This is a genomic window from Streptomyces sp. NPDC057939 (assembly GCF_042887545.1).
GTDB lineage: Bacteria > Actinomycetota > Actinomycetes > Streptomycetales > Streptomycetaceae > Streptomyces.
Window position 1 is genome coordinate 131204 of the sequence record NZ_JBHVPG010000013.1, and the last position, 23835, is coordinate 155038.

The window sequence follows — 23835 nt, forward strand, 5'->3', positions numbered from 1 at the left end:
CAGGCCACTGAGACTTCGCCAGGCGCGACCGATTGGGAGGCACGGCAGTGTCGCACGAGAACGACGGCGGCCGCGGAGGCGGCCCGGAGGACGGCTACGACTACGACGTCCTCGTCATCGGATCGGGCTTCGGCGGGGCCGTCTCGGCCCTGCGGCTCACCGAGAAGGGCTACCGGGTCGGCGTCCTTGAGGCAGGGCGCCGCTTCACCCGCGAGAGCCTGCCCCGCAACAGCTGGGACCTGCGCAACTACCTGTGGGCACCGGCCCTCGGACTGTTCGGGATCCAACGCATCCACCTGCTCGGCAACGTGATGGTGCTCGCCGGCGCCGGAGTGGGCGGCGGCTCGCTCAACTACGCCAACACCCTCTACGTGCCGCCCGCGGCCTTCTTCGAGGACCGGCAGTGGGCGTCCATCACCGACTGGCGCGAGGAACTCGCCCCGTACTACGACCAGGCCAAGCGGATGCTCGGCGTGCGGCTCAACCCGACGCTGACGCCCTCCGACGTCCACCTCAGGGCGGCCGCCGAGAAGATGGGCGTCGGGGACTCCTTCCACATGGCCCCGGTCGGCGTCTTCTTCGGCGACGGCGAGGACGCCGGGGGAACCGGCGCAGCGGGGGAGGACCGACGGGTCCGACCCGGTCAGGAGACCGCGGACCCGTACTTCGGCGGGGCCGGACCCGCGCGCCGCGCCTGCACCGAGTGCGGCGAGTGCATGACCGGCTGCCGGCACGGCGCGAAGAACACCCTGAACGAGAACTACCTGCACCTCGCCGAACGCGCGGGCGCCGTCATCCACCCGATGACCACCGTCACCGCGCTCTCCGAGCACCCCGACGGCGGCCACCGGGTCCGCACCGTCCCCACCGACCACCGCCGCAAGGGCCGGGCCAAGGTGCTCCGCGCCCGGTACGTGGTCGTCGCGGCGGGCACGTACGGCACCCAGACCCTGCTGCACACCATGAAGGACCGGGGCGAACTGCCCCACCTCTCCGACCGGCTCGGCGAGCTGACCCGGACCAACTCCGAGGGTCTGGTCGGTGCCCAGACCGACGACCGCCGCTACCGCCGGCGGCACGGCGGCGTCGGGCGGGTGGACTTCACGCGGGGTGTCGCGATCACCTCGTCCGTCCACCCCGACGGCGACACCCACATCGAGCCCGTCCGCTACGGCAAGGGCTCCAACGCCATGGGGTTCATGACCATCCTCCAGGTGCCCTACGGCGCGCACCGGGTGCGGTCCTGGTTCGCCCGCACGGCCCGGCACCCCTGGCAGCTGATGCGCGCGCTGTCCAACCGGCGCTGGTCCGAGCGGACGATCATCGGTCTGGTCATGCAGTCGGTGGACAACTCCCTGACGACGTACCGCAAGCCCGGCGGCGTCGGGAAGGGCCTGCTGACCGCCCGGCAGGGCCACGGCGCCCCCAACCCCGTGCAGATCGAGGCCGCGACGCGGGCCGCGAGCCTGCTGGCCGAGGAGATCAACGGGTTCGCGGGCAGCAACGTCGGCGAGCTGATGGGGACCCCGTTGACGGCGCACTTCCTCGGCGGCTGCCCCATCGGCGCCTCGCCGCAGGAGGGCGTGGTCGACCCGTACCACCGCCTGCACGGGCACCCGGGCATCTCGGTCGTCGACGGCTCGGCGGTCTCCGCCAACCTCGGGGTCAATCCGTCGCTGACGATCACGGCGCAGGCCGAGCGGGCGATGTCGTACTGGCCCAACAAGGGGGAGCCGGACCGGCGGCCCGCGCAGGGGGAGGCGTACGTACGGCTCTCGGCGGTGGAACCGAACCGGCCGGCGGTGCCGAAGGAGGCCTTCGGGGCGCTGCGGCTGCCGTTCCTGGCGGTCCCGGACGTGCCCCGCAGGCAATCGGAACCGGAGCAATGACGACGGTGAGTACCGCGCTCCCCCTCCGAGCGCGGTACTCACCGCAGTACATGAGTGACAGGCGGTCGCCGGAGAAGGTTGTACCGGAATCCCGTACGCAAGGCTGTGGCGTCGGTCACATGGTGAAGTACGCAACTGTGAAGGCCGTCCGGCGGTCAAGGGTGCATGAGACAGCGCATCGCCCTGCTGGCCGTGTGCGGCCTGTTCGCCGCAGGGCCGGCCGTCCCCTCCGCCCACGCCGCCGAACCGGTGTTCCGGCTGACCGGACCGGCCGCGCTGACCCTCCCGGCGCACTCCGCGGCGGGTGTCCCGCAGCCGACCCCGCTGGCCTTCCGCCTGGACCTCCCGGGCACGGTCGAGGGCCTCGGTACGCAGGGCGCGGACGGCGGGTACGACGCGTACGGCGCGGACGGGAGCGACGGGTCGGACGGCGCGCAGGGCGCGTCGGGAGCCGGCTTCCGCGGCGGTGACGTCACCTTCACAGTCGACCTGAGCGGCGTCGGGGGAGTGGCGGGCGTCCGGGAGGGCGGGTCCGCGCCCGTGGGCAGGTGCGCCGTCGCCGGCGCGGACCTCGTCTGCGTCGAGCGGGACGCCCGCCCGGGCACCGGCGTCTCCCTCGACCTGGAGGTCACCGCCGAACGGGGCGCCGGGACCGGCGCGACCGGCACCGTCACGGTCACCGCCGGGGTGGCCGGCGTCACCGTCGCGACGGCCGTCACCCGGGTCACGGTCGGCGGCCCCGACCTGGTCGTGGAGGAGCCGCGGCTCAAGCGGGACCCGAAGCCGGGCGAGAGCCAGGCGCTGCCGCTCGCCTTCGCGAACCGGGGCACCGGACCGGCCCGGGGCGTGGTCGTCGAGCTCACCACCACCCGCGGCCTCGAACTGACGGAGCGGTACGACAACTGCGCCTACCGCACCGGCCCGACGTCGACGACGGCCCTGTGCACCGTCGACGGCGACTTCGCGCCGGGCGAGGAGCACGAGCTCGTCGGGGACGCCCCGCTCCACCTCAGGGCCGCCCCGTACGCCCGCACCGAACTGCTCGGCTACGGCGTCACCCCGGCCGATCCGGGGCGCGCCGCGCGCCCGTACGCGCAACGGCCCGCGCACGGCGGACCCGCCACCGGCCGCATGCTCACCGCCGTCCGGCGGGCGGCGCCGATCGCGCCGGGCGTGCTCGTCCCGCCCGGCAGGGCCTCGCGCGGCCAGGCCCCGGCGGTCCGCGCCGACCGGCGCGAGGTCGCCCTCGCCGTCGAGAACACGGCGGACCTCGCGGTCGAGCCCCTGTCCGTCAGGGGCATGGCCGGGAGTCGGGTCAGGGCCGCGGTCGTCCTGCGCAACCACGGGCCGGCCTGGGTGTTCGACCCCCGGGCCGGCGCCACGGCGGCCGTCGTGGACGTCCGGGTACCGCCGGGCCTGAAGGTCGTACGGGCGCCCGCCGGCTGCCGGGTCGTCCCCGGCCGCGGCCCGGCCCGGCTCCTGTGCTCGACGGGGCCGTCCGTGCGGGAGTCCGAGCGGGTCGAGTTCGTCTTCGAGCTCAGGGTCGAGAAGGCGGTGCCCAACGCGCAGGGCGCCGTCGTCGCGGGTGCTCCCGGCCCGCTCGGCGAGCCCCGGCGGCACGACTTCGACCGGTACCCGGCCAACAACGCGGCGCTGTTCCTGGCGAACGCGACGGGCACCGCCCTCACCCCGGGCACCGGCTCCCCGGTGGCGCTCCCCGATCCGTGGACCTCGCAGGACGCGACGGACGGACCCGGCGCGAGGACGAGGACGAACGCCGCCGGCGGCCTCGGGGACGGCGGACCACTGGCCCCCACCGGCAGCATCACGGGCCTGCTCGGATTCGGCGGGGCCGCGCTGGTCGCGGCGGGCGGCGCGCTGTACGCGGTCTTCCGGCGCCACCGCGCGGGACGCGGCTGACGACGCGGCGGCCGGGGGGCCGACGGGCGGGAAGGCCGGGGGACGCACGGGGGGCACAGGAGAACGGCCGGCCCGGGGCGTCCCCCTGGCCGGCCGTCCTTCACGGGGTGACCGGGCTGCTGTCCCCTGCCGTCCGGTCACGCGAAGGAGCGAGGTCCCACGACGTACGCCGTCGGGCGTCACGTCTCATCGCTCCCGCGGAGCCACGTGTGGTGGTGCGGACCCGCGCCTGGCTGACACGGTCATCGACACCAACGAAGCGCCGCGGGGCGGGTCACGCTCCGGACGGGTGACGAACGGGCGCCCGTGGTTCAGACGCGGCCCCGGCACAGCTCCAGCAGGGTCATCGCGAGCGCGGTGCCGGGCTTGCCGAGGGCGTCGCTCCAGTGCGACAGCACCTCCATCTCGCGCGACAGGTGCACCCGGCGGCCCCCGGAGCCGATGCGCGCCTCCTGGATGACGGTGGAGACGGCCATCCGCTCCTGGATCAGGCCGATGATCCGGTCGTCGATGGCGTCGATGCGGGTCCGGGAGTCGGCGATCAGCTGCTCGGGGGTGGTGGTGATCGTGGTCATGTCGGTGCTCCTGTGGGTGTCGGTGGTCGACAGGAGCGGCAACGCGAGAGCGCCCCGGTCCTGTCGGACCGGGGCGCTCTGGGAAGTCAGCGGCTCAAGCGAGCATCACGATGACCCATGGCGACCGGACCGGCCGGTGCCATAGGTAAAGAGGAAGCTCAGCTGCTTGCGCATGGAACGGATTATGACCTTCCGTCCCGCTCCGGGCCAAGCCGGTTCGGATGGTGAGACGAAAAGGGGCTTACGGCCCCCGTTAGAATCGACAAAACAGCCACCTCTTCCGCCGGAAGGCCGCCCCGTGCCAGAAGCACCCTCCGCCGCCCACGACAGCGCCCCGGACACGGTTCTCGTCGTCGACTTCGGCGCCCAGTACGCCCAGCTCATCGCCCGCCGCGTCCGCGAGGCCCGGGTCTACAGCGAGATCGTGCCCAGCACGATGCCCGTGGCCGAGATGCTCGCCAAGGACCCGAAGGCGATCATCCTCTCCGGCGGACCGTCCTCCGTGTACGAGGAGGGTGCCCCGCGCCTGGACGACTCCCGTGCCCTCTTCGAGGCAGGCGTGCCCGTCTTCGGCATGTGCTACGGCTTCCAGTTGATGGCGACGACCCTCGGCGGCACCGTCGACAACACCGGCGCGCGCGAGTACGGCCGCACCCCGCTGGCCGTCTCCAAGGCCGGCTCCACCCTCTTCGAGGGCACCCCGGCGAACCAGTCCGTGTGGATGTCCCACGGCGACGCCTGCTCCGCCGCCCCCGAGGGCTTCACCGTCACCGCCTCGACGAACGTCGTCCCGGTCGCGGCCTTCGAGAACGACGAGAAGAAGCTGTACGGGGTCCAGTACCACCCCGAGGTCATGCACTCCACGCACGGCCAGCAGATCCTGGAGCACTTCCTCTACCGCGGCGCCGGCCTGGCCCCCACCTGGACCACCGGCAACATCGTCGAGGAGCAGATCGCGGCCATCCGCGAGCAGGTCGGCGACAAGCGCGCCATCTGCGGCCTCTCCGGCGGCGTGGACTCCGCGGTCGCCGCGGCCCTCGTCCAGAAGGCCATCGGCTCGCAGCTGACCTGCGTCTACGTCGACCACGGTCTGATGCGCAAGGGCGAGACCGAGCAGGTCGAGAAGGACTTCGTCGCCGCGACCGGCGTCCAGCTGAAGGTCGTCGACGCCCAGGAGCGCTTCCTGACCGCGCTGGCCGGCGTCTCCGACCCGGAGACCAAGCGGAAGATCATCGGCCGCGAGTTCATCCGCGTCTTCGAGCAGGCCCAGCTGGAGATCCTCCAGGAGGACGGCCCCGCGGTCGCCTTCCTCGTCCAGGGCACCCTGTACCCGGACGTCGTCGAGTCCGGCGGCGGCACCGGCACCGCGAACATCAAGTCCCACCACAACGTGGGCGGCCTCCCCGACGACATCGAGTTCGAGCTCGTCGAGCCGCTGCGCCAGCTGTTCAAGGACGAGGTCCGGATGGTCGGCCAGGAGCTCGGCCTGCCGGACGAGATCGTCCAGCGCCAGCCGTTCCCCGGCCCCGGCCTCGGCATCCGCATCGTCGGCGAGGTCACCAAGGAGCGCCTGGACCTGCTGCGCGAGGCCGACGCCATCGCCCGCCACGAGCTCACCGCCGCGGGCCTCGACCGGGAGATCTGGCAGTGCCCGGTCGTCCTGCTCGCGGACGTCCGCAGCGTCGGCGTCCAGGGCGACGGCCGTACCTACGGCCACCCGATCGTGCTGCGCCCCGTCTCCTCGGAGGACGCGATGACCGCGGACTGGACGCGCATGCCGTACGAGGTGCTCGCCCGGATCTCCACCCGGATCACCAACGAGGTACCGGACGTGAACCGCGTGGTCCTGGACTGCACGAGCAAGCCCCCGGGCACCATCGAGTGGGAGTAGGACTCCCCGCCCGCACCGTCCGACGGAGCCGTCGCCCCCTCACCGGGGCGGCGGCTCCGCCGTTTTCCGCGCGGCGCGCGGCTCTTTGCCGTCCCGCCCCTGGCCTCTTCGACCGGCCGCCGGTACCTTGCGCCGCGACCGGAGGAGGTGCCATGGCCGAGCGACCCGGACCCGTGCCCGTGGAGCGGCTGCGATTCGAGATGCCCCCCGTCCACGACACCGTCGAGGAGGAGCGCGCCCACCGCAAGGAACGCCTCGCCGAGGCGCTGCGGCTGCTGGCCCGGCTCGACCACGAGGACGGGCCGGCCGGGCTGGTCACCGTCCGGGACCCCGGCTTCGAGGACTGTTACTGGGTCAACCCCTTCGGCCGGGCCTTCGCCGGCATCACCCCCGACGACCTGCTGCTCGCCGACGGCGACGGTCGGGTACTCCGGGGCACCCGCCGGCTCAACGAGTTGGCCTTCGCCGTGCACGTCGCCGTCCACCGGGCCCGCCCCGGGGCGGTGGCCGTCGTCCGCACGCAGGGACCGTACGGCCGCGCGCTCGCCGTGCTCGGTGAGCTGCTGGCCCCGCTCACCCCCGAGGCCTGCGCCTTCTACGAGGACCACGCCCTGCTGGACGAGTTCACCGAGGACGGGCCCGTCGCCGCCGCCCGGATCGCGCACGCGCTCGGCCCCTACAAGGCGCTGATCCTGCGCCACCGCGGCCTGCTGACCGTCGGGGGTTCGGTCGACGCCGCCGTCTGGTGGTTCGTCGCCGCCGAACGGGCCGCCCGGGTCCAGTTGATCGCGCGGGCCGCGGGCAAACCCGTACCCGTCGACCACCGCAACGCCGTCCTCACGCGGGAGCGGTTCGGCTCCGACCTGGCGGCCTGGGTGAGCTACCAGCCGCTGCGCCACGGGGGCGATGCGCCGATGGCGTCAACATCATGAACGGTTAATCACCTGCTCTGACATCGTGCGCAATCCGGAGCACTGCCGCAGTGGTGCACAATTCGCTGGCACTGCACCGGAGTTCAGAGAGGCGGCACGCACGTGGCTGTCCAAGAGATCCCCCGAACCACCCACGGCGGCGCCTGCACCTGCGACGACTGCCCGCACGGCGCACGGGAGGGACACCGCCGGGCGGTGGCCGCCTTCCTGGAGAAGCGGGACGAGTTCGCCGCCGGCCAGGGCGTGCCGGCCGCCGTGGCCCACTCCCTCGGCGCCTCCCGCCAGTGGGTGTCCGACGAACTGACCCTGTCCGCCCGCAACGCCGCCGACCGCGGCCGCGAGGCCGGGCACTCATGGCTGTACCTGCTCTCCCGACGGGCCGTCCTCACCCTGTGGATCGCCGCCGGCGTCCTGCTCGTGGTGCAGGTCGGCACCGCGCTCGGCACGGGCTGGTCCACCGCCCGCACCGCCGGACTGCTGGCCGTCCTCGTCCTGGCCGGACTGCTCACCGTCGCCGCCCGTGCCCAGTCGCTGCGCGGCGGGCTGCTGGCCCCGCTGGTCGGCGAGGACAACCGGCTGTCCACCTCCAAGGCCGTCCCCGCGGCCTGGCTCGTGCTGACGGCGTTCGCCGCGCTGCTGCCCGCGCTGCGGCTCGCGGCCTCCGCCCCCGGGCCGGAACGGGACACCCTGTACGCCGGGCTGGCGCTCGGCCGCGCGCTGCCGCTGCTGGCCGTGCTCGGACTGACGTCGGGCGTCGCGGTGCTGGTGCGCCGCGTGGTCACCGTACGGATCATGAACCAGCGGCTGCAGAAGCTCCCCGCCGACCGGCCCGCCGGGGCGGACCTGCTGACCGACGACGCCGGTCGGGGCAGCTTCCCGGACGCCCAGTACGTCCTGGTCTCCACGGTCGTGCTGGCGTACGCCGCCGTGACGTTGGCCCGCTTCCCCGACCGGCTGCCGCGACTGCCGTGGTCGCTCGCCCTGCTCGTCGCCCTGTCGGCGGTGGTCTACCTGGCCGCGAAGTACGCCGAGGGCAGCCGCCCGCTCGTGCTGTCGGTGGTGCGCAGACGGGAGCCCGGGGACCTGGACTCGGCCGTCCGCCCCGGGGACGACATCGAGATCCGCGGCGTGGGCTTCGTGCCGCCGGGGGCGCACACCCCGGAGATGATGGCCCGGCTGGTCGTACGGATCGGTCAGGTGCACGTCCACGTGCCGCTGGTGCCCGTGGCCGGAGGCTTCACCAACCCGTCGGACGCGGTGCTGACCGTGCCGATCCCCGCGGAGGTCGAACCGGGGCGCACCGACGTCCAGGTGGTGACCGCCGCCGGAGTGGAATCGAACCGCTACAGCATCGACGTGGCGGAGTGAACGACGACGGGGTATGCATGGGGCGTGACCCGAACTGACGTCCTTTCCGGTGCCCCCTCCGGCCTGCGGGACCGAGCCGCCCGGTACGCGCTCCTGCCCCTGCGCCTGTTCCTCGGCGTGACCTTCGTGTACGCGGGCCTGGACAAGCTGACCGACTCCGCGTTCCTGTCCGCCACCGGCGACGGATCCATCGGCGACATGATGCGCGGCGTGCGCGACACCTCCGCGATCCCCGCCCTCGTCGACATGGCCCTGAAGGCACCCGTCGGCTTCGCCGTGGTGCTGGCCGTCGGCGAACTCCTGGTGGGCCTCGCGACCCTCGCAGGGCTCCTGACCCGGCTCGCGGCCGCCGGCGGAGCGCTGATCGCGCTCAGCCTGTGGCTCACGGTCTCCTGGGCGGTCACCCCGTACTACTACGGCAACGACCTCGTCTACCTGGTCGCCTGGCTCCCGCTGGTCCTCGCCGGCGCCCCCTACCTGTCGTTGGACGCGCTCGCGCTCGCCCGGCGCTCCGAAGGTTCGTCGAGCCGGTGGCGCCTGTCGCGGCGCACCGCGTAGGTCACCATGCCGACGAGCGCGGCGAGCGACAGCCCGCCCAGCGCCATCGGCACCACCAGGAACCAGGGCACGTCGGCCTCGCCGGCCGCGTCGAGGAGGTAGAGCACCCCCGCCGCGATCAGGACCAGCCCGGCCAGCAGCCGTCCCGGCTGGAAGTCATGACGCCGCACGGGCCACCTCCACCTGTCCCACGGCCGCGCTCAGGCGCAGCTCGATCGTCCCCCCGGCCTCGGTGCCGGCGGGGGGCGCCAGCGTCGCCTCCCGGGTCTCGCCGCCGCGTCTGATGCGCACGTCCTCACCGCTCTCGCCGGGCATCCGGATGTCACCCAGCCGGACGGTGACGACGGCCTTCGCGGTGACCTCCCGGGGCAGGACCACCTTCAGCCGTCCCGCCTCGATCGTGGCACCGACCGACACCGTGGCACCCTTCGGCACGTCCAACCGGCTCAGATCGAGGGTGGCCAGCCCGGTGCCCGACGCGTACGAGGACCGGACGTCGGCCACCGCGGCCGGCCGCCAGGCGACCTCCCGCCAGTCGGTGCCGATCTCGCGCGGCAGCGCGGTCGCCGCCGCGAGCAGGCCCGCGGTGATCAGGCCGAGCAGGATCGTGCCGAACCCGGTCCGCCCCTTGACCGAGCTGACCGCGAGGCCCAGCCCGAAGACGGTGAGGGCGCACGCCAGGCCCACCTGGAGGGCGTGCCCGAGGGAACTGCCCTCCCACACCGAGGCCGTGCCGATGCCCGCGGCGACGAGGGCCAGGACGAACACCCGGCCGCCGACGCCCCCGCCGAACCCGCGCACCGCCGCCGGGGCGCTCGGCTCCCGCGCGGCCGGTCCGGCGCCGGTGGCCACAGCCGGGCTGTCGTCGGGGCCCCACAGGTAGCCGTTCGCGCCGACGGGTCCCGTCGTGCCGTCCTTCACCAGCGGATCGCGCCACCAGGACGGGCTGCCCGGCACCGGCGGTGCCTGCGTCTCGGGCGGCGCCGGGGACGCGGGCCGGTGCGCCGCCGGGGCCTCGGCCTCGGGGGCGTAGGTGTGCCGGAGCCGCTGGGACCAGTACGAGGCACCGCCCAGCGCCAGGATGACCAGGACCGAGAAGACCCCCATCACCCCGTTGTCCATCATCGACAGGAACAGCGCGCAACCCACCAGCGCGCTGAACACCGCGGCCAGGGTGGCGCCCTCGACGCGGCCGGTCAGCAGCCGCTTGCCCTCGCTGTCGTCCTCGCCCTCCTGGGGCAGCAACAGCCAGGCGAACCCGTAGAAGATCAGACCGACGCCGCCGGTGACGGCGAGCACCCCGAGGACGATCCGGAACACCAGCGGGTCCAGGTCGAAGTACCGGCCGAGACCACCGCACACGCCCGCGAGGACCTTGTCGCGCTTGCTGCGGCGCAGGGGAGGCCGCGGGGCCTGGGCCGTGGCGGGGGCCCCGGCGCCGGCGGCCGGGGCGTCGTGTACTTCGGTCATGTGTCCATGGTGACGGCCCCCGCGTCCGCGCGGCACCCGGCCCTACCCTGGCGCAACCCTGATATCCCCCGGCCGAACCTGGGGGGATGCCCTGATGCCCGTGGTCCCGCGCGCGTGTGACCATCGGTGACATGCCCGCAGCAGCCCCCTCCCGCACCCCGCACGCACCGGACCCCGCCGATCCCGCGCTCCCGCACCGCCGGCTCTACCGCAGCGCCGACGGCCGGATGCTCGGCGGAGTCGCCCGCGGCCTGGCCGGGCACCTCGGGCTGCCCGTGCTCTGGGTACGACTCGCCTTCCTCGGCATGTTCATGTTCGGCGACGGGCTCGGCGTGCTGCTCTACGCGGCGTTCTGGGTGTTCGTACCGCTCGGCGTGGGCGGCAGAACCGGACACCACTCCTTCTTCGAGACCCTCCCCGACGGCACCCGCCGGCTGCGCAAGCCCGGCAAGGGACAGATCTCCGGCCTGATCGCCCTCGCCGTCGGCGCGGGCATCTTCTTCTCCCAGCTCCGCGTCGGCGGCGAGAACGGCCGCTACGTCTGGCCGACCCTGCTCGTCGGCGCGGGCGTCGTCCTCGTCTGGCGCCAGGCCGACAATGCCCGCCGCGCCCACTGGACCGCCGCCGCCGGCCGGCACGGGCGCCTCTTCCAGGTCGTCCGGGCCCTCGCGGGCGTCGCCCTCGTCGGCGTCGGCCTCACCCTCTTCATCGTCGTACGGGGCTCCGCCGCGCAACTGGGCAACGTCCTCACCGCCACCCTCGCCGTCCTCGTCGGCGTCGCCCTCCTCGCGGGCCCCTGGCTGATCCGGATGACCCAGGACCTCTCCGAGGAACGCCTGATGCGCATCCGCGCCCAGGAACGCGCCGAGGTCGCCGCCCACGTCCACGACTCCGTGCTGCACACCCTGACCCTGATCCAGCGCAACGCCGAGGACGTCGGCGAGGTCCGCCGGCTGGCCCGCGCCCAGGAACGCGAGCTGCGGAACTGGCTGTACAAGCCCGAGGGCACCGGCAAGGACGAGGCCGAGGAGCCCACCACCCTCGCCGAGGCCGTGAAGAAGACCGCCGCCGAGGTGGAGGACCACCACGGCGTCCCCATCGAGGTCGTCGTCGTCGGCGACTGCCCGCTCGACGAGAAGCTGGCCGCACAGATCCAGGCCGCGCGCGAGGCAATGGTCAACGCGGCCAAGTACGGTGGCGAGGGGGGCCCGGTACAGGTCTACGCGGAGGTCGAGGGCAACACCGTCTTCGTCTCCGTACGGGACCGCGGACCGGGCTTCGACATCGACGCCGTACCGGACGACCGGATGGGCGTACGAGAATCGATCATCGGCCGGATGCAGCGCAACGGCGGGACCGCACGACTGCGGTCCGCGCCCGACGGCGGCACCGAAGTCGAGCTGGAGATGGAGAGGGCGGCATGACCGAGGACAACGCGGTGACGGAGGCCAGGCGGGTCCGGGTGGTGCTCGTCGACGACCACCGGATGTTCCGCACCGGAGTACAGGCCGAGATCGGGGAGACCGCGCGCACCGGCGTCGAGGTCGTCGGCGAGGCGGCCGACGTCGACCAGGCGGTCACCGTCATCACCGCGACCCGCCCCGAGGTGGTGCTCCTCGACGTGCACCTGCCCGGCGGCGGCGGCGTCGAGGTGCTGCGGCGCTGCGCCCCGCTGATGGCGGCGGCCGAGAACCCGGTGCGGTTCCTGGCGCTGTCGGTGTCGGACGCCGCCGAGGACGTCATCGGCGTCATCCGCGGCGGCGCCCGCGGGTACGTCACCAAGACCATCACCGGCAGCGACCTGGTGGACTCCGTGTTCCGGGTCCAGGACGGCGACGCGGTCTTCTCGCCCCGCCTGGCCGGCTTCGTCCTCGACGCGTTCGCGTCGACGGACGCCCCGCCCGTCGACGAGGACCTCGACCGGCTCACCCAGCGCGAACGCGAGGTGCTGCGGCTGATCGCCCGCGGCTACGCGTACAAGGAGATCGCCAAGCAGCTGTTCATCTCGGTGAAGACCGTCGAATCGCACGTCTCGGCGGTCCTGCGCAAGCTCCAGCTGTCCAACCGGCACGAGCTGACCCGCTGGGCGACCGCCCGCCGGCTGGTCTGACCGACGCCCCGGCCGCCGTACCGACCGCCCGCGATGTGATCCACATCGCGGGCGGTCGGTGCAACCGGGGAACAGGTGTCCGCCCTCTTCGGGGGCGTGATGAGCCTGACGGGGACCCCCTTCTTCGCCACCGTGGTCGCCCTGGCGGCGATCGCCGTCGTCCTGCCGCTGGCCGTGTGGAGCAAGGTGCGCGGCCCCGCCGCCGTACGCGTCGTCACGCGGGCCCTGATGGTGTTCTTCGCCCAGGTCACGGCCGTGGCCCTGGTGTTCGTCGCGGTCAACCGCGAGATGAACTTCTACGCGTCCTGGGGCGACCTCCTCGGCACCGGCACGTACGTCACCGCCGCCCCCGACCTCGGCCCCGACGGGCTCGGCGGGAAGAAGGCCGAGCAGGTGAGGGAAGAGCCCAAGGTCCGCCAGGAGTTCGTCCCGGTCGACGGCCTCGGCGGACGCGTGCAGAAGACCGAACTCGACGGGAAGGTCTCCGGGGTCAAGGGCGACGTCATGGTGTGGCTGCCCCCGCAGTACGACGACCCCGCCTTCAAGGACAAGAAGTTCCCCGTCGTCGAACTGATCCCCGGGATCCCCGGCACCGGCAAGTCCTGGTTCCAGGGGGTCAAGGCCCACGAGGTCCTCGAACCGCTCATGAGGAGCGGCAAGGTCCAGCCGTTCATCCTCGTCTCCCCGCGCGCCATGCTGCTCGGCAACGCCGACACCGGATGCGCCAACATCCCCGGCAAGGTCAACGCCGACAGCTGGTTCAGCGTCGACGTCCGCAAGATGGTCACCGACAACTTCCGGGCCACGGACGAGGCCCGCACCTGGGGCGTCGCCGGGTACTCGGCGGGCGCGTACTGCGCCGCCAAGCTGGCCATCGCCCACCCCGACCGCTACGCCGCCGCCGTCTCGCTGTCCGGCTACAACGACCCGGGGCAGGAACCCTCCTCGCTGGTCGCCCAGGACCCCGAACTGCGCCGCACCCACAACCTCAAGCACCTCCTGAAGTCCGCGCCCACGCCCCCGCCGGTGTCCCTGTGGATGTCGGGCGCCGAACAGGACGGCTACCTGTCCGGCACGGACCTCAAGGCGATCGCGCAGGCTCCCACCGTCGTCCACGCGGAGAAGGTGACCGGCGGCCACAACCTCGACTCCTGGTCGAAGCAGCTCCCGCAGACCTTCGACTGGCTGAGCCGGACGGTCAAGGCGCCGTAGCCGGCCCGGACCCGTGTTCCGTCGGTCATGCCGTCATGCCCTCACGCCGGGCGGGTCGCGCCCGCCCACGGCATGGAGTCGATCGGCGCGAGGCGGACCGTGGAGCCGGGGCGCGGGGCGTGGATCATCTGGCCGTTGCCGACGTACATGCCGACGTGCGTGACGCCGGAGTAGAAGAAGACCAGGTCCCCGGGGGCCAGTTGGCCGCGCGCGACGCGCTGCCCGGCGTTGATCTGGGTGTAGGTCGTACGGGGCAGGGACACCCCGGCCGCGCGCCAGGCGGCCTGCGTCAGCCCTGAGCAGTCGAAGGAGCCCGGGCCCGTCGCGCCCCAGACGTACGGCTTGCCGATCGCCCCGTACGCGAAGGCCACGGCCCGGGCCGCGCGGGAGCCGTCGGCGGGTGCGGGCGGCGGGGGAGTGCCGGGCGTACGGACGGGGGCGGTGGTGGTGCCGTTCGCGGTCCCGGACTGCGCCTCGTACGCGGCCCGCTCCTCCGAGGTGAGCCGGGCCAGCAGGCGCTTCGCCGTACTGAGCTTCGCCTCGGCGGTGGCCTTGTGCCGGGCCGTGTCGGCCTGCCGGGCGCGCAGGTCCGCGAGGCGCCCGGAGGCCTGGTCGCGCAGCCTGCCGACGTCGTCCAGACCGCGGCGTACGGAGGACACCTCCGCGGCGGTGCGCCTGCCGGCCCGGGTCAGGAGCGAGGCCCGGTCGAGGTAGTCCTGCGGATCGGTGGCCATGACCAGCTGGAACGCGGGCCCCAGGCCGCCGCTGCGGTACTGCCCGGCGGCCAGCGACCCGAGCGCGGTGCGGGCGGTGTTCAGCCGGTCCGTGCGGCGGGCGGACTCCTCGCGCAGTCCGGTGAGCGCCCGTTCGGCCTCGTCGGCCTTCTCCTTGGCCCCGTTGTACTGCTCGGTCGCGGCCTCGGCCTCCTGGTAGAGCCGGTCGACCTCCGCCTTGACCTCGGCGGGGCTCTGCCGGGGGTCGGCGTGCGAGGTGCCCTCGAAGGCGGTGGCGGTGGCAGCGCCCGCGAGCACGAGGGTGGCGGCGGTCCGTACGCCGCCGCCGCTGAACGGGCGCTGCCTGGGCTTTCGATGACTGGCCACGGGGGCCTCACGTCCTTCCGTCGGTCTCGGGGGAGGACGCTAGACCCGCAGGTAACGGGACGGTGACGAGATGGTCCGAAGTGGCCGTTCGTGATCGGGACCGACCGGTCAGTGCCAGAGGACGGCGATAAAGATGTTGGCCGTGGTCAGTGCGCCGACCGTGGCGAAGAGCCCCTTGTCGACGTGCTCGTCGTCCCGCTTGACGTAGACGAGCGCGAGGACGACGAAGAGGATCGCGAGCTTCACGCCGATCTTGACGTGGTTCAGCGGGGCGCCGTCGCCCATCTCGCGGAAACCGACGAGCAGGACGCCCGTCACGAGCATGGTCAGCGCGCCGTGCAGCATCGCGGGCACGAAACGGGCGGTGCCCGCGCCCATCGCCTTCATCTGGGTCAGGAAACCGCCCAGGAGCGAGGCGATCCCGATGATGTGCAGGCCGACGAAGACATTGATCAGTACGTCCATGCGGCCGAGCCTACGGGGCACTGCGCAGCCTCCCGCGACCGGTCCCGACGACCGTGAACGCGCGGTCGGCGCAACCCCGGAACGGGTGGTCGAGGACTTCGGCAACGGGGTGCGGGGGAGCCCGGGACGACGGTCGGGGAAGCCCGGGAACGGGCGACGCGGCCCGAACGGGCCATGGCCGGTTCGGGCCCCCCGGATCCCCTTCCGCGGCCTTCGTCGGGCGGCGAAGCTAATGCCTGTCGCCGGGAAACGCCGGAGACACCCCCTCGAAGCCTGAGAGACGTCACCGCGGGACGTACGGGATGCGAAGGGGAGGACACCCGCCCAGCTCCACCCGTTCTGCACCGGAAGGAACCCTCGTCATGCGCATCGGATTCGCACGGGCCGCCGCGGTCATCGCCCTCACCCTCGGCATCACCGCCATCGCCCCCGTCGCCTCCGCGGTACCCGCCGCCAGGATCGTGAACCCGGGCTGACCGCCCCCGCCGGCCGACTTCCCGCGCCGGCTCGGAACGGTGCTCCACCGGACCGCTGTACCTGCAGGACAGCTGTCCCCCGGTCACACCGGCGCGCCCGCCCGCCGCACCGGGCCCCACGGCCCGAACGCCCGGCACGCGCCGCGCACTTGACGCACTTCCAGCAGTGGTCCCGGTACTTCCCGCCGCCCTCGCGGCACCCGCACTTCCCGCACGCCCCGTACGGCGGCCGGTCGAGCACCCGCTCCCGGCCCTCACACCTCATCGAACGCGAACCGGAGCTTTGTCATGCCTCGTTACACCCGCCGCACCCGCAACACCGCCGTCGCCACCCTGATCACCGCCGCCGTCGCCATGGGCACCGTCGCGGGTATCGACTCGGCGGCGTTCGCCTCGCCGACCGCCGCACCCGCCGCCGCTCCGGCGTCCAACCCCGACTGGGGCAGCACCGGTCAGGGCGCCGAGGCCCCGAGCGAGCTGAAGGCCTCCACGTTCGCCGCCTCCGCGTCGACGATCACCCGCAGCCAGGTCATAGCGCGGGCCAAGAGCTGGGTCGGCATCGGCCTCGACTACGACTGGGGCAATAAGCACGGCGGTTACCGCACCGACTGCTCCGGCTTCGTCTCGATGGCCTGGGACCTGGACGACTCGCTCATCACCCCCACCTTCGAGACCCGCGGCGTCGTCGAATCGATCAGCAAGGCCGAGCTGAAGGCGGGAGACGCCCTCCTCGACAACGACAGCGGCGCCAACGGCCACATCGCCCTCTTCGAGAAGTGGGCGAACAGCGAGAAGACCAAGTACTGGGGCTTCGACTTCACCCCGAGCGGCGTGCACTACCGCGTGTACGACTACCCGTACTACGGGAACTACGGCCCCTTCTACCCGGTCCGCTACAAGAACATCGTCGACGACTCCACCACCCCGAAGCCGCCGAAGCCCGCCGGCATGACCGACCTCGTCGCCGCCAACATCAACGGGGACTCGGTGGACGACGTGGTCGGCGTCGAGGCCTCCACCGGCAAGCTGTGGCTGTACAAGGGCAACACGAACGGGACCATCGCGAGCGGCGGTTCCCGCGTCGAGATCGGCTCGGGCGGCTGGAACGGCATGACCAACCTGGCGGCCGGCGACTTCAACGGTGACGGCAAGGACGACATCGTCGCCACCGAGGAGGACTCGGGCAAGCTCTACCTCTACCCGGGCAACGGCAGCGGTCTGAACTCCCGCAAGGAGATCGGCTCCGGCGGCTGGAACGGCATGCACGACCTGATCGGCGGCGACTTCAACGGCGACGGCAAGGCCGACGTGGTCGGCGTCGAGACCTCCAGCGGCAAGCTCTGGCTGTACAAGGGCAACGGCGCCGGCTCGATCGGCGGCGGCAGCACCCGCGTCCTGATCGGCACCGGCGGCTGGAACGGCATGCACGATCTGGTCGGCATGGACGTCGACAACGACGGCAGGACCGACGTCGTCGGCGTCGAGACCTCCAGCAGCGACCTCTTCTTCTACAAGAGCAACGGCTCCGGCCTGGACGCCCGCAAGCTGATCGGCAACGGCGGCTGGAACACCATGAACGACCTCATCGGCGGCGACTTCACGTCGAACGCCTACGACGACCTCATCGGTGTCGAGAAGGCGAACAACGACCTCTTCCTCTACCCGGGCAACGGCACCGGCCTCGGCGCCCGCAAGCTGATCGGCAACGGCGGCTGGTAGCCCCCTCCGGGAGGGCGGCCCGCACCGCCGCCCTCCCGCCCGGCCCCGCCGCACCCCGCCGCACCCCGCCGCGCGCCCCGCGCGGCCCCGCCGCCGGACCCGGCGGCCCCCGAAACCTCAGCAGTACCACTGCCCCGCGCAGCCGCTCCGACGGGTCTTCCGCACCCGGAGCACCACCGAAGCCTTCCCACCTTCCCCAGGCACCCGCGTGCCGGTTTGGACCACTCCCATGTCTGCTGCCACCACTCCGATCGCCCGCCGCATGTCCAAGCGCGTCGCCATCGCCACCGGCCTCATCTGCGCCACGCTGGCCGCCACCGCCCTCTCCATCGGCGGCGCCCAGGCCGAGGGCGAGGACCACCACGGCGTGCTGCCCGTCCTGACCCCGGCCGAGATGGGTCTGCCCGACGCCCCGATCGCCGCGCCGATGGCCGCGTCCGCCACCACAGACGGCGGCCGCCCCAAGTTCCAGATGCCGTTCACCTGCGGTGAGAGCTGGTTCGGCGACTCCCGCTCGTACCACAGCCCCTCCGCCAACGCGATCGACTGGACGCACGGCGGCACCACCACGAACAAGCCCGTCCTGGCCAGCGCCGGCGGCACGGCCCACATCAGGGACAAGGGCAACACCAGCTACGGCAAGTTCGTCACCATCGACCACGGCAACGGCTGGAGCACCCTCTACGCCCACCTCAACGCCTTCAAGGTGTCCGAGGGCGAGAAGGTCGACGCCGGGGAGCTGGTCGGCCTCGTCGGCAGCACGGGCGGATCGACCGGCGCCCACCTGCACTACGAACAGCGCTACAACGGCAGCTACCAGCGCACCGTCTTCAACGGCAGCGCCTTCTACCCCGGCCGCAGCCTGACCAGCAAGAACTGCGCCAACCCGGAACCCGACCCGAAGCCGCAGCCCCCGAAGCCGGGCCCCGGAAACCCGGGCGCCGGCATGATCGACCTGGCCTCGGCCGACCTGTCCGGCGACGGCGTCGTCGACGTGGTGGCCGTGGAGGCCTCCACCGGCAAGCTGTGGCTGTACAAGGGCAACGCGAACGGGACCATCGCCGGCGGCAGCACCCGCATCGAGATCGGCTCGGGCGGCTGGAACGGCATGTCCAACCTGACCGGCGGCGACTTCACCGGTGACGGCAAGGACGACATCGTCGGCGTCGAGGAGTCCACCGGCAAGCTGTGGCTGTACAAGGGCTCCGACAACTCGACCCTCGCCAGTGGCGGCACCCGCGTCCTGATCGGCACCGGCGGCTGGAACGGCATGTCCGACCTGACCGCGCTCAACCTCAACGGCGACGCCGTGTCCGACCTCGCCGGCGTCGAGAAGTCCACCGGCAAGCTCTACCTCTACCCGGGCTCGACCTCGGGCCAGCTCGGCTCCCGCAAGGAGATCGGCTCGGGCGGCTGGAACGGCATGTCCAACCTGACCGGCATGGACGTGAACAACAGCGGCAAGCAGGACCTCGTCGCGGTCGAGGAGTCCACCGGTGACCTCTTCCTGTACCCCGGTGACCGCGGCTACCTCAGCCCCCGCATCCTGATCGGCAACGGCGGCTGGAACAGCATGTCCGACCTCATCGGCGGCGACCTCAAGGGCTCCAACGGTCCGGACGACCTGATCGCCGTCCAGAACTCGACCGGCAAGCTCTTCCTCTACCCGGGCACCGGCACCGGCCTCGGCGCCCGCACCGAGATCGGCTCCGCCGGCTGGTAGTCCCCCCGCCCGCCAGGGCATCCCGACCGCATTCACAGGTGGCCCGCCCCAGCCCGTCCCCCGGCGGGGGGCGGGCCACCGCCATGTGCGGGGCCCGGCGAATCCCGCCGATTCACCGGGGACGGGACCGGTTGTCGGTGCGGCCCCCTAGACTCGGAAGGCGATGAGTAGCCTCTTTGACGACAGTTTCCTGGCGGACCTGACCCCCTCCGACGAGGTCCCGCCGCCCCCCGAGGAACACGCTGCCCCGGAGCCGGACGCGGACGACCTCTTCGGAGGCCGCTTCGACGCACCCATGAGCGGGGACGCGTACTACCGGGACGGCGCCCCCAGGCCCGTCATCGACCCGGCGACGCTCCTCGACGGGCTCAACACGGAGCAGGCCGCCGCCGTGGTGCACGCGGGATCCCCGCTGCTCATCGTGGCCGGCGCCGGCTCCGGCAAGACCCGGGTGCTGACCCACCGCATCGGCCACCTGCTGTCCGCGCGGCACGTCCACCCCGGTCAGATCCTGGCGATCACCTTCACCAACAAGGCCGCCGGCGAGATGAAGGAGCGCGTCGAGAGCCTCGTCGGCCCGCGCGCGAACGCCATGTGGGTGTCCACCTTCCACAGCGCCTGCGTGCGCATCCTGCGCCGCGAGTCCAAGCTGCTCGGCTTCACCTCGTCGTTCTCGATCTACGACGCCGCCGACTCGAAGCGCCTGATGGCGCTCGTCTGCCGCGACCTGGACCTGGACCCGAAGAAGTTCCCGCCGAAGTCCTTCAACGCCAAGATCTCCAACCTGAAGAACGAGCTGATCGACGAGGAGGCCTTCGCGGCCCAGGCCGTCGACGGCTTCGAGAAGACCGTGGCCCAGGCGTACGCGATGTACCAGGGCCGGCTGCGCGAGGCCAACGCCCTCGACTTCGACGACATCATCATGACCACGGTCCACCTGCTCCAGTCCCACCCGGACGTCGCCGAGCACTACCGCCGCCGGTTCCGGCACGTCCTGGTCGACGAGTACCAGGACACCAACCACGCCCAGTACACGCTCGTCCGCGAGCTGGTCGGCACCGGGTACCCGGACCTGCCGCCCGCCGAGCTGTGCGTGGTCGGTGACGCCGACCAGTCGATCTACGCCTTCCGCGGCGCGACCATCCGCAACATCCTCCAGTTCGAGGAGGACTACGCGGACGCGACCACGATCCTGCTGGAGCAGAACTACCGCTCCACGCAGACGATCCTGTCCGCCGCCAACGCGGTCATCGAGCGCAACCAGAACCGCCGCGCCAAGAACCTGTGGACCCAGGCCGGCTCCGGCTCCGTGATCACCGGCTACGTCGCCGACACCGAACACGACGAGGCGCAGTTCGTCGCCGACGAGATCGACCGCCTGACCGACGCCAAGGAGGCCAAGGCCGGCGACGTCGCGATCTTCTACCGGACGAACGCCCAGTCGCGCGTGTTCGAGGAGATCTTCATCCGCGTCGGACTGCCCTACAAGGTCGTCGGCGGCGTCCGCTTCTACGAGCGCAAGGAGGTCCGGGACGTCCTGGCCTACCTGCGCGTCCTGGCGAACCCCGAGGACAACGTCCCGCTCCGGCGGATCCTGAACGTGCCCAAGCGCGGCATCGGCGAGCGGGCCGAGGCGATGATCGACGCCCTCGCGATGCGGGAGAAGATCACCTTCCCGCAGGCGCTGAAGCGCGTCGACGAGGCCTTCGGGATGGCCGCCCGGTCCACCAACGCCGTCAAGCGGTTCAACGTGCTGATGGAGGAGCTCCGCACCATCGTCGACTCCGGCGCCGGTCCGGCGGTCGTGCTGGAGGCGGTGCTGGAGCGGACGGGCTACCTCGCCGAGCTGCAGTCCTCCACCGACCCGCAGGACGAGACGCGGATCGAGAACCTCCAGGAGCTGGCGGCCGTCGCCCTCGAATTCGAGCAGGCGCGCGGTGAGGCGGCGACCCCGGCGGCCGGGGACGACACCGGGACCGGCGTCGCGGCGGGTGCCGCCGCCGGTCCGGGCACCCTCTCCGAGTTCCTGGAGCAGGTCGCGCTCGTCGCCGACTCCGACCAGATCCCGGACGAGGACGAGGACGGCAGCGGCGTCATCACCCTCATGACGCTGCACACCGCCAAGGGCCTCGAATTCCCCGTGGTCTTCCTGACCGGCATGGAGGACGGCGTCTTCCCGCACATGCGCGCGCTCGGCCAGACCAAGGAACTGGAGGAGGAGCGCCGCCTCGCCTACGTCGGCATCACCCGGGCGCGCGAGCGGCTGTACCTGACCCGTTCCGGCATGCGCAGCGCCTGGGGCACCCCCTCGTACAACCCGCCGTCACGGTTCCTGGAGGAGATCCCCACCGAGTACCTCCAGTGGAAGAGGACGGGAGCGACCCAGAAGCCGGCCGGGCCGATGCGCGGCTCCGGGTACGGATCCGGGTCGAGCTCCGGCAAGGCGACCTTCGGGACCTCGCCCGAGGCGTTCCTGTCCTCGTCCCGTACGAAGGCGGGCCCGTCGGGGTTCGCCACGCGCCGGGCATCCGACAAGCCGGTCATCGCGCTGACGGTCGGGGACCGGGTCACGCACGACCAGTTCGGCCTGGGCACGGTCATGGAGGTCAGGGGAGCCGGCGCGGACGCGCAGGCCACGATCGACTTCGGTGACGACAAGCCGAAGAGGCTGCTGCTGCGGTACGCGCCGGTGCAGAAGCTCTAGCCCCCGGGCCTCCGGGCCCGGGGTGCGTTACCTCGGGTCCAGGCCGTGGCTGCGCAGCCAGGCCAGGGGGTCGATCGCGGACCCGCCACCCGGTCGCACCTCGAAGTGGAGGTGCGGTCCGGTGGAGTTGCCGGAGTTGCCGGAGTAGGCGATGACCTCGCCGGCCTTGACCTTGCCGGACCGGATCTTGGTGCTGCCGAGGTGGCAGTACCAGGTCTCGGTGCCGTCGGGCGAGGTCACTATGGCCATGTTTCCGTAGGCGCTGTTCCACTGGGTGCGCACGGTGCCGTCGGTGGCGGCCATGACGGGCGTTCCGTAGGAGACCGGGAAGTCGATGCCGGTGTGCACGGACATCCACATGCCGCCGGACTGGCCGAAGCTGGCGGAGAGGCCGTTCTGGGCGACCGGCACCGCGAACTTGGGGCGGGCGGCCTCCTTGGCCGCGGCCTCCTCGGCACGCTTCTTCTTCTCGTCCTCCTGGCGCTGGCGGAGGTCGAGGCGTTCCTGCGTGCGGCTCGCGCGGTCCGCGAAGTCACCGGCGTCGGCGCTGAGCGCGGCCAGTTGGGTGTCGAGCTTGTTGTTCGCGGCGACCGGCTTCACCGAGGCGGGATCGGGCGCCGCCATCGTGGTGGTTTCCTCGGCGGGCTTCTCGGCGCCGCCGGTGAGTCCGCCGACGGACGCGGCGGCCACTCCGGCGACCCCCATCACGCAGGCGGAGGGCACGGCGACGGTCAGCAGGGCGGACCGCTTGGCCGGGGTGCGGCGACGGGTGTTGCCGCCGGCGCCGCCGGTGGTCTTGGCGGCGTTGGTCCTGGACCCGCTCTTGCCGCCGTTCTTGGACGCCGATGTCGAGGCGCCCTTCGCGGAGCCCTTGGCCCCGGCCCGACGTGCCGAGCGCGGTTCGCCCGGGGTGACCGGCATGGCCTGCGTGGGCAGGTCGTGCACACCGTCGATGAAGACCGGTTCGTTCGCGGACGGAGCGGCCACCGCCTCGAAGACGGAGGTCTCGGCGGTGTGGAGGTCCGCGCCCGCCTCGGAGTACGGGTCGGTGTAGGACTCGGGGGAGGTGCCCGCGTAGGACTCGGCGTACGGATCGCCGTAGGAGTCCGAGTAGGCGTCGGCGTACGCACCCGCGGAGTCGGAGCCCGGCACGACCGGGACGACGGTGGTGGCCTCGTAACCGTAGGCACCCGCCTGGGAGGTGACGCCGTTGTAGGTGTGGGCGTCGGCGACGGGCTCGGTGGCCCCTCCGCCGTTCCACGCGGTGGCGTCGTAGGTGCCGGTCTCCTGCCCGTATCCCGGGAGGGTCCAGTTGCCCGTCTGTTCCGAGGAGGCGTGGTCGTAACCGAAGGACGCCGACTCGAAGCCGGTTCCGGTTCCGGTCGCGTTCCAGGCACTCGCGTCCCACTGGCCGGTGCCGTCGTCGGGGACGCCCTGGCTGGGCACGGTCGGCAGGTAGGTCTCGGGCGCGGACCACGCGGTGGTGTCGTACGAACCGGTCGACTGGTACGAGCCGTAGGCGTCGTAGGTCCCGGAAGTCGTGTAATCCGCGGGGTATTGGTAGCCCTGGCCCTGCGTTTCATAGGAAACGTATGCCTGGTCACCAGCGAAAGTGGTGGTGGAAAGGCCGTCATACCCGGTTTCGGGGTACTGGCCCGACGTCGGGCGGTCGTTCACCAACTTCTCTTTCGCCTCGGCAGTGGGGGGCCTGGGTGGCCGGGGA

Annotated in this window: 18 protein-coding genes; 12 read left to right on the plus strand and 6 right to left on the minus strand. The window is 72.5% G+C overall.

Annotation, left to right across the window (positions count from 1 at the left end):
* Window positions 1-47 precede the first annotated feature (47 nt).
* Both ACFVS6_RS17505 and ACFVS6_RS17510 read left to right on the plus strand, forming a co-directional pair.
* Entirely contained in the window at window positions 48-1889 is a 1842-nt protein-coding gene (locus tag ACFVS6_RS17505) for a GMC oxidoreductase (protein ID WP_389704666.1), read from the plus strand.
* 165 nt (window positions 1890-2054) lie between these two features.
* Complete coding sequence (locus ACFVS6_RS17510; RefSeq protein ID WP_389704667.1) at window positions 2055-3809, plus strand: hypothetical protein; 1755 nt, start codon at window positions 2055-2057, stop codon at window positions 3807-3809.
* 311 nt (window positions 3810-4120) lie between these two features.
* Here the strand turns inward: ACFVS6_RS17510 and ACFVS6_RS17515 are convergent, their stop codons facing one another.
* On the minus strand, window positions 4121-4426 hold the full coding sequence (locus ACFVS6_RS17515; protein ID WP_389704668.1) for a chorismate mutase: 306 nt from the start codon (window positions 4424-4426) through the stop codon (window positions 4121-4123).
* 256 nt (window positions 4427-4682) lie between these two features.
* Here ACFVS6_RS17515 and guaA point away from each other — a divergent pair, with 256 nt between their 5' ends.
* The 4 genes from guaA to ACFVS6_RS17535 all read left to right on the plus strand — a co-directional run bounded on the left by guaA (window position 4683) and on the right by ACFVS6_RS17535 (window position 9133).
* A complete protein-coding gene (guaA, locus tag ACFVS6_RS17520; RefSeq protein WP_389704670.1) occupies window positions 4683-6275 on the plus strand; it encodes a glutamine-hydrolyzing GMP synthase in 1593 nt (530 codons plus the stop codon).
* 152 nt (window positions 6276-6427) lie between these two features.
* Window positions 6428-7207, plus strand: coding sequence for a class II aldolase/adducin family protein (locus ACFVS6_RS17525; RefSeq protein ID WP_389704671.1), 780 nt, complete (start codon window positions 6428-6430; stop codon window positions 7205-7207).
* 102 nt (window positions 7208-7309) lie between these two features.
* Entirely contained in the window at window positions 7310-8575 is a 1266-nt protein-coding gene (locus ACFVS6_RS17530; protein WP_389704673.1) for a hypothetical protein, read from the plus strand.
* Window positions 8576-8599: 24 nt separating this feature from the next.
* Window positions 8600-9133 carry a DoxX family protein gene (locus tag ACFVS6_RS17535; RefSeq protein WP_389704675.1) on the plus strand — a complete coding sequence of 178 codons (534 nt, stop codon included), beginning with the start codon at window positions 8600-8602 and terminating at the stop codon, window positions 9131-9133.
* On the opposite strand, the gene ACFVS6_RS17540 is transcribed toward ACFVS6_RS17535, so the two are convergent.
* Window positions 9049-9303 (minus strand): hypothetical protein, encoded by a 255-nt coding sequence (locus ACFVS6_RS17540; protein WP_389704677.1) that lies wholly within the window; start codon window positions 9301-9303, stop codon window positions 9049-9051. The genes ACFVS6_RS17535 and ACFVS6_RS17540 overlap by 85 nt on opposite strands.
* A complete protein-coding gene (locus ACFVS6_RS17545) occupies window positions 9290-10603 on the minus strand; it encodes a PspC domain-containing protein (RefSeq protein WP_389704679.1) in 1314 nt (437 codons plus the stop codon). Before ACFVS6_RS17545 ends, ACFVS6_RS17540 begins: the two co-directional genes overlap by 14 nt.
* Window positions 10604-10734: 131 nt before the next feature.
* Here ACFVS6_RS17545 and ACFVS6_RS17550 point away from each other — a divergent pair, with 131 nt between their 5' ends.
* The 3 genes from ACFVS6_RS17550 (at window position 10735) to ACFVS6_RS17560 (ending at window position 13925) form a co-directional block, all read left to right on the plus strand.
* Window positions 10735-12027 (plus strand): PspC domain-containing protein, encoded by a 1293-nt coding sequence (locus ACFVS6_RS17550; RefSeq protein ID WP_389704681.1) that lies wholly within the window; start codon window positions 10735-10737, stop codon window positions 12025-12027.
* Window positions 12024-12713 carry a LuxR C-terminal-related transcriptional regulator gene (locus ACFVS6_RS17555; RefSeq protein WP_281209609.1) on the plus strand — a complete coding sequence of 230 codons (690 nt, stop codon included), beginning with the start codon at window positions 12024-12026 and terminating at the stop codon, window positions 12711-12713. The genes ACFVS6_RS17550 and ACFVS6_RS17555 overlap by 4 nt, the downstream gene beginning before the upstream one ends.
* 99 nt (window positions 12714-12812) lie before the next feature.
* Window positions 12813-13925, plus strand: a complete 1113-nt coding sequence (locus tag ACFVS6_RS17560) for an alpha/beta hydrolase (protein ID WP_389704682.1) — start codon at window positions 12813-12815, stop codon at window positions 13923-13925.
* Between the two features lie 41 nt (window positions 13926-13966).
* On the opposite strand, the gene ACFVS6_RS17565 is transcribed toward ACFVS6_RS17560, so the two are convergent.
* Both ACFVS6_RS17565 and ACFVS6_RS17570 read right to left on the minus strand, forming a co-directional pair.
* Window positions 13967-15025: an NlpC/P60 family protein gene (locus tag ACFVS6_RS17565; protein ID WP_389704684.1), complete on the minus strand. Its 1059-nt coding sequence runs from the start codon at window positions 15023-15025 to the stop codon at window positions 13967-13969.
* A 108-nt stretch (window positions 15026-15133) separates the two neighbouring features.
* Complete coding sequence (locus tag ACFVS6_RS17570; protein WP_383989214.1) at window positions 15134-15490, minus strand: hypothetical protein; 357 nt, start codon at window positions 15488-15490, stop codon at window positions 15134-15136.
* 764 nt (window positions 15491-16254) lie between these two features.
* On the opposite strand from ACFVS6_RS17570, the gene ACFVS6_RS17575 reads away from it, so the two are divergent.
* The 3 genes from ACFVS6_RS17575 to pcrA all read left to right on the plus strand — a co-directional run bounded on the left by ACFVS6_RS17575 (window position 16255) and on the right by pcrA (window position 22112).
* Entirely contained in the window at window positions 16255-17685 is a 1431-nt protein-coding gene (locus ACFVS6_RS17575) for an FG-GAP-like repeat-containing protein (protein ID WP_389704686.1), read from the plus strand.
* Between the two features lie 229 nt (window positions 17686-17914).
* Window positions 17915-19408 (plus strand): peptidoglycan DD-metalloendopeptidase family protein, encoded by a 1494-nt coding sequence (locus ACFVS6_RS17580; RefSeq protein WP_389704688.1) that lies wholly within the window; start codon window positions 17915-17917, stop codon window positions 19406-19408.
* Between the two features lie 163 nt (window positions 19409-19571).
* A complete protein-coding gene (pcrA, locus tag ACFVS6_RS17585; protein ID WP_389704690.1) occupies window positions 19572-22112 on the plus strand; it encodes a DNA helicase PcrA in 2541 nt (846 codons plus the stop codon).
* Window positions 22113-22139: 27 nt separating this feature from the next.
* Here pcrA and ACFVS6_RS17590 read toward each other — a convergent pair whose 3' ends face one another.
* A complete protein-coding gene (locus ACFVS6_RS17590; protein ID WP_389704692.1) occupies window positions 22140-23789 on the minus strand; it encodes a M23 family metallopeptidase in 1650 nt (549 codons plus the stop codon).
* Window positions 23790-23835: the final 46 nt, after the last annotated feature.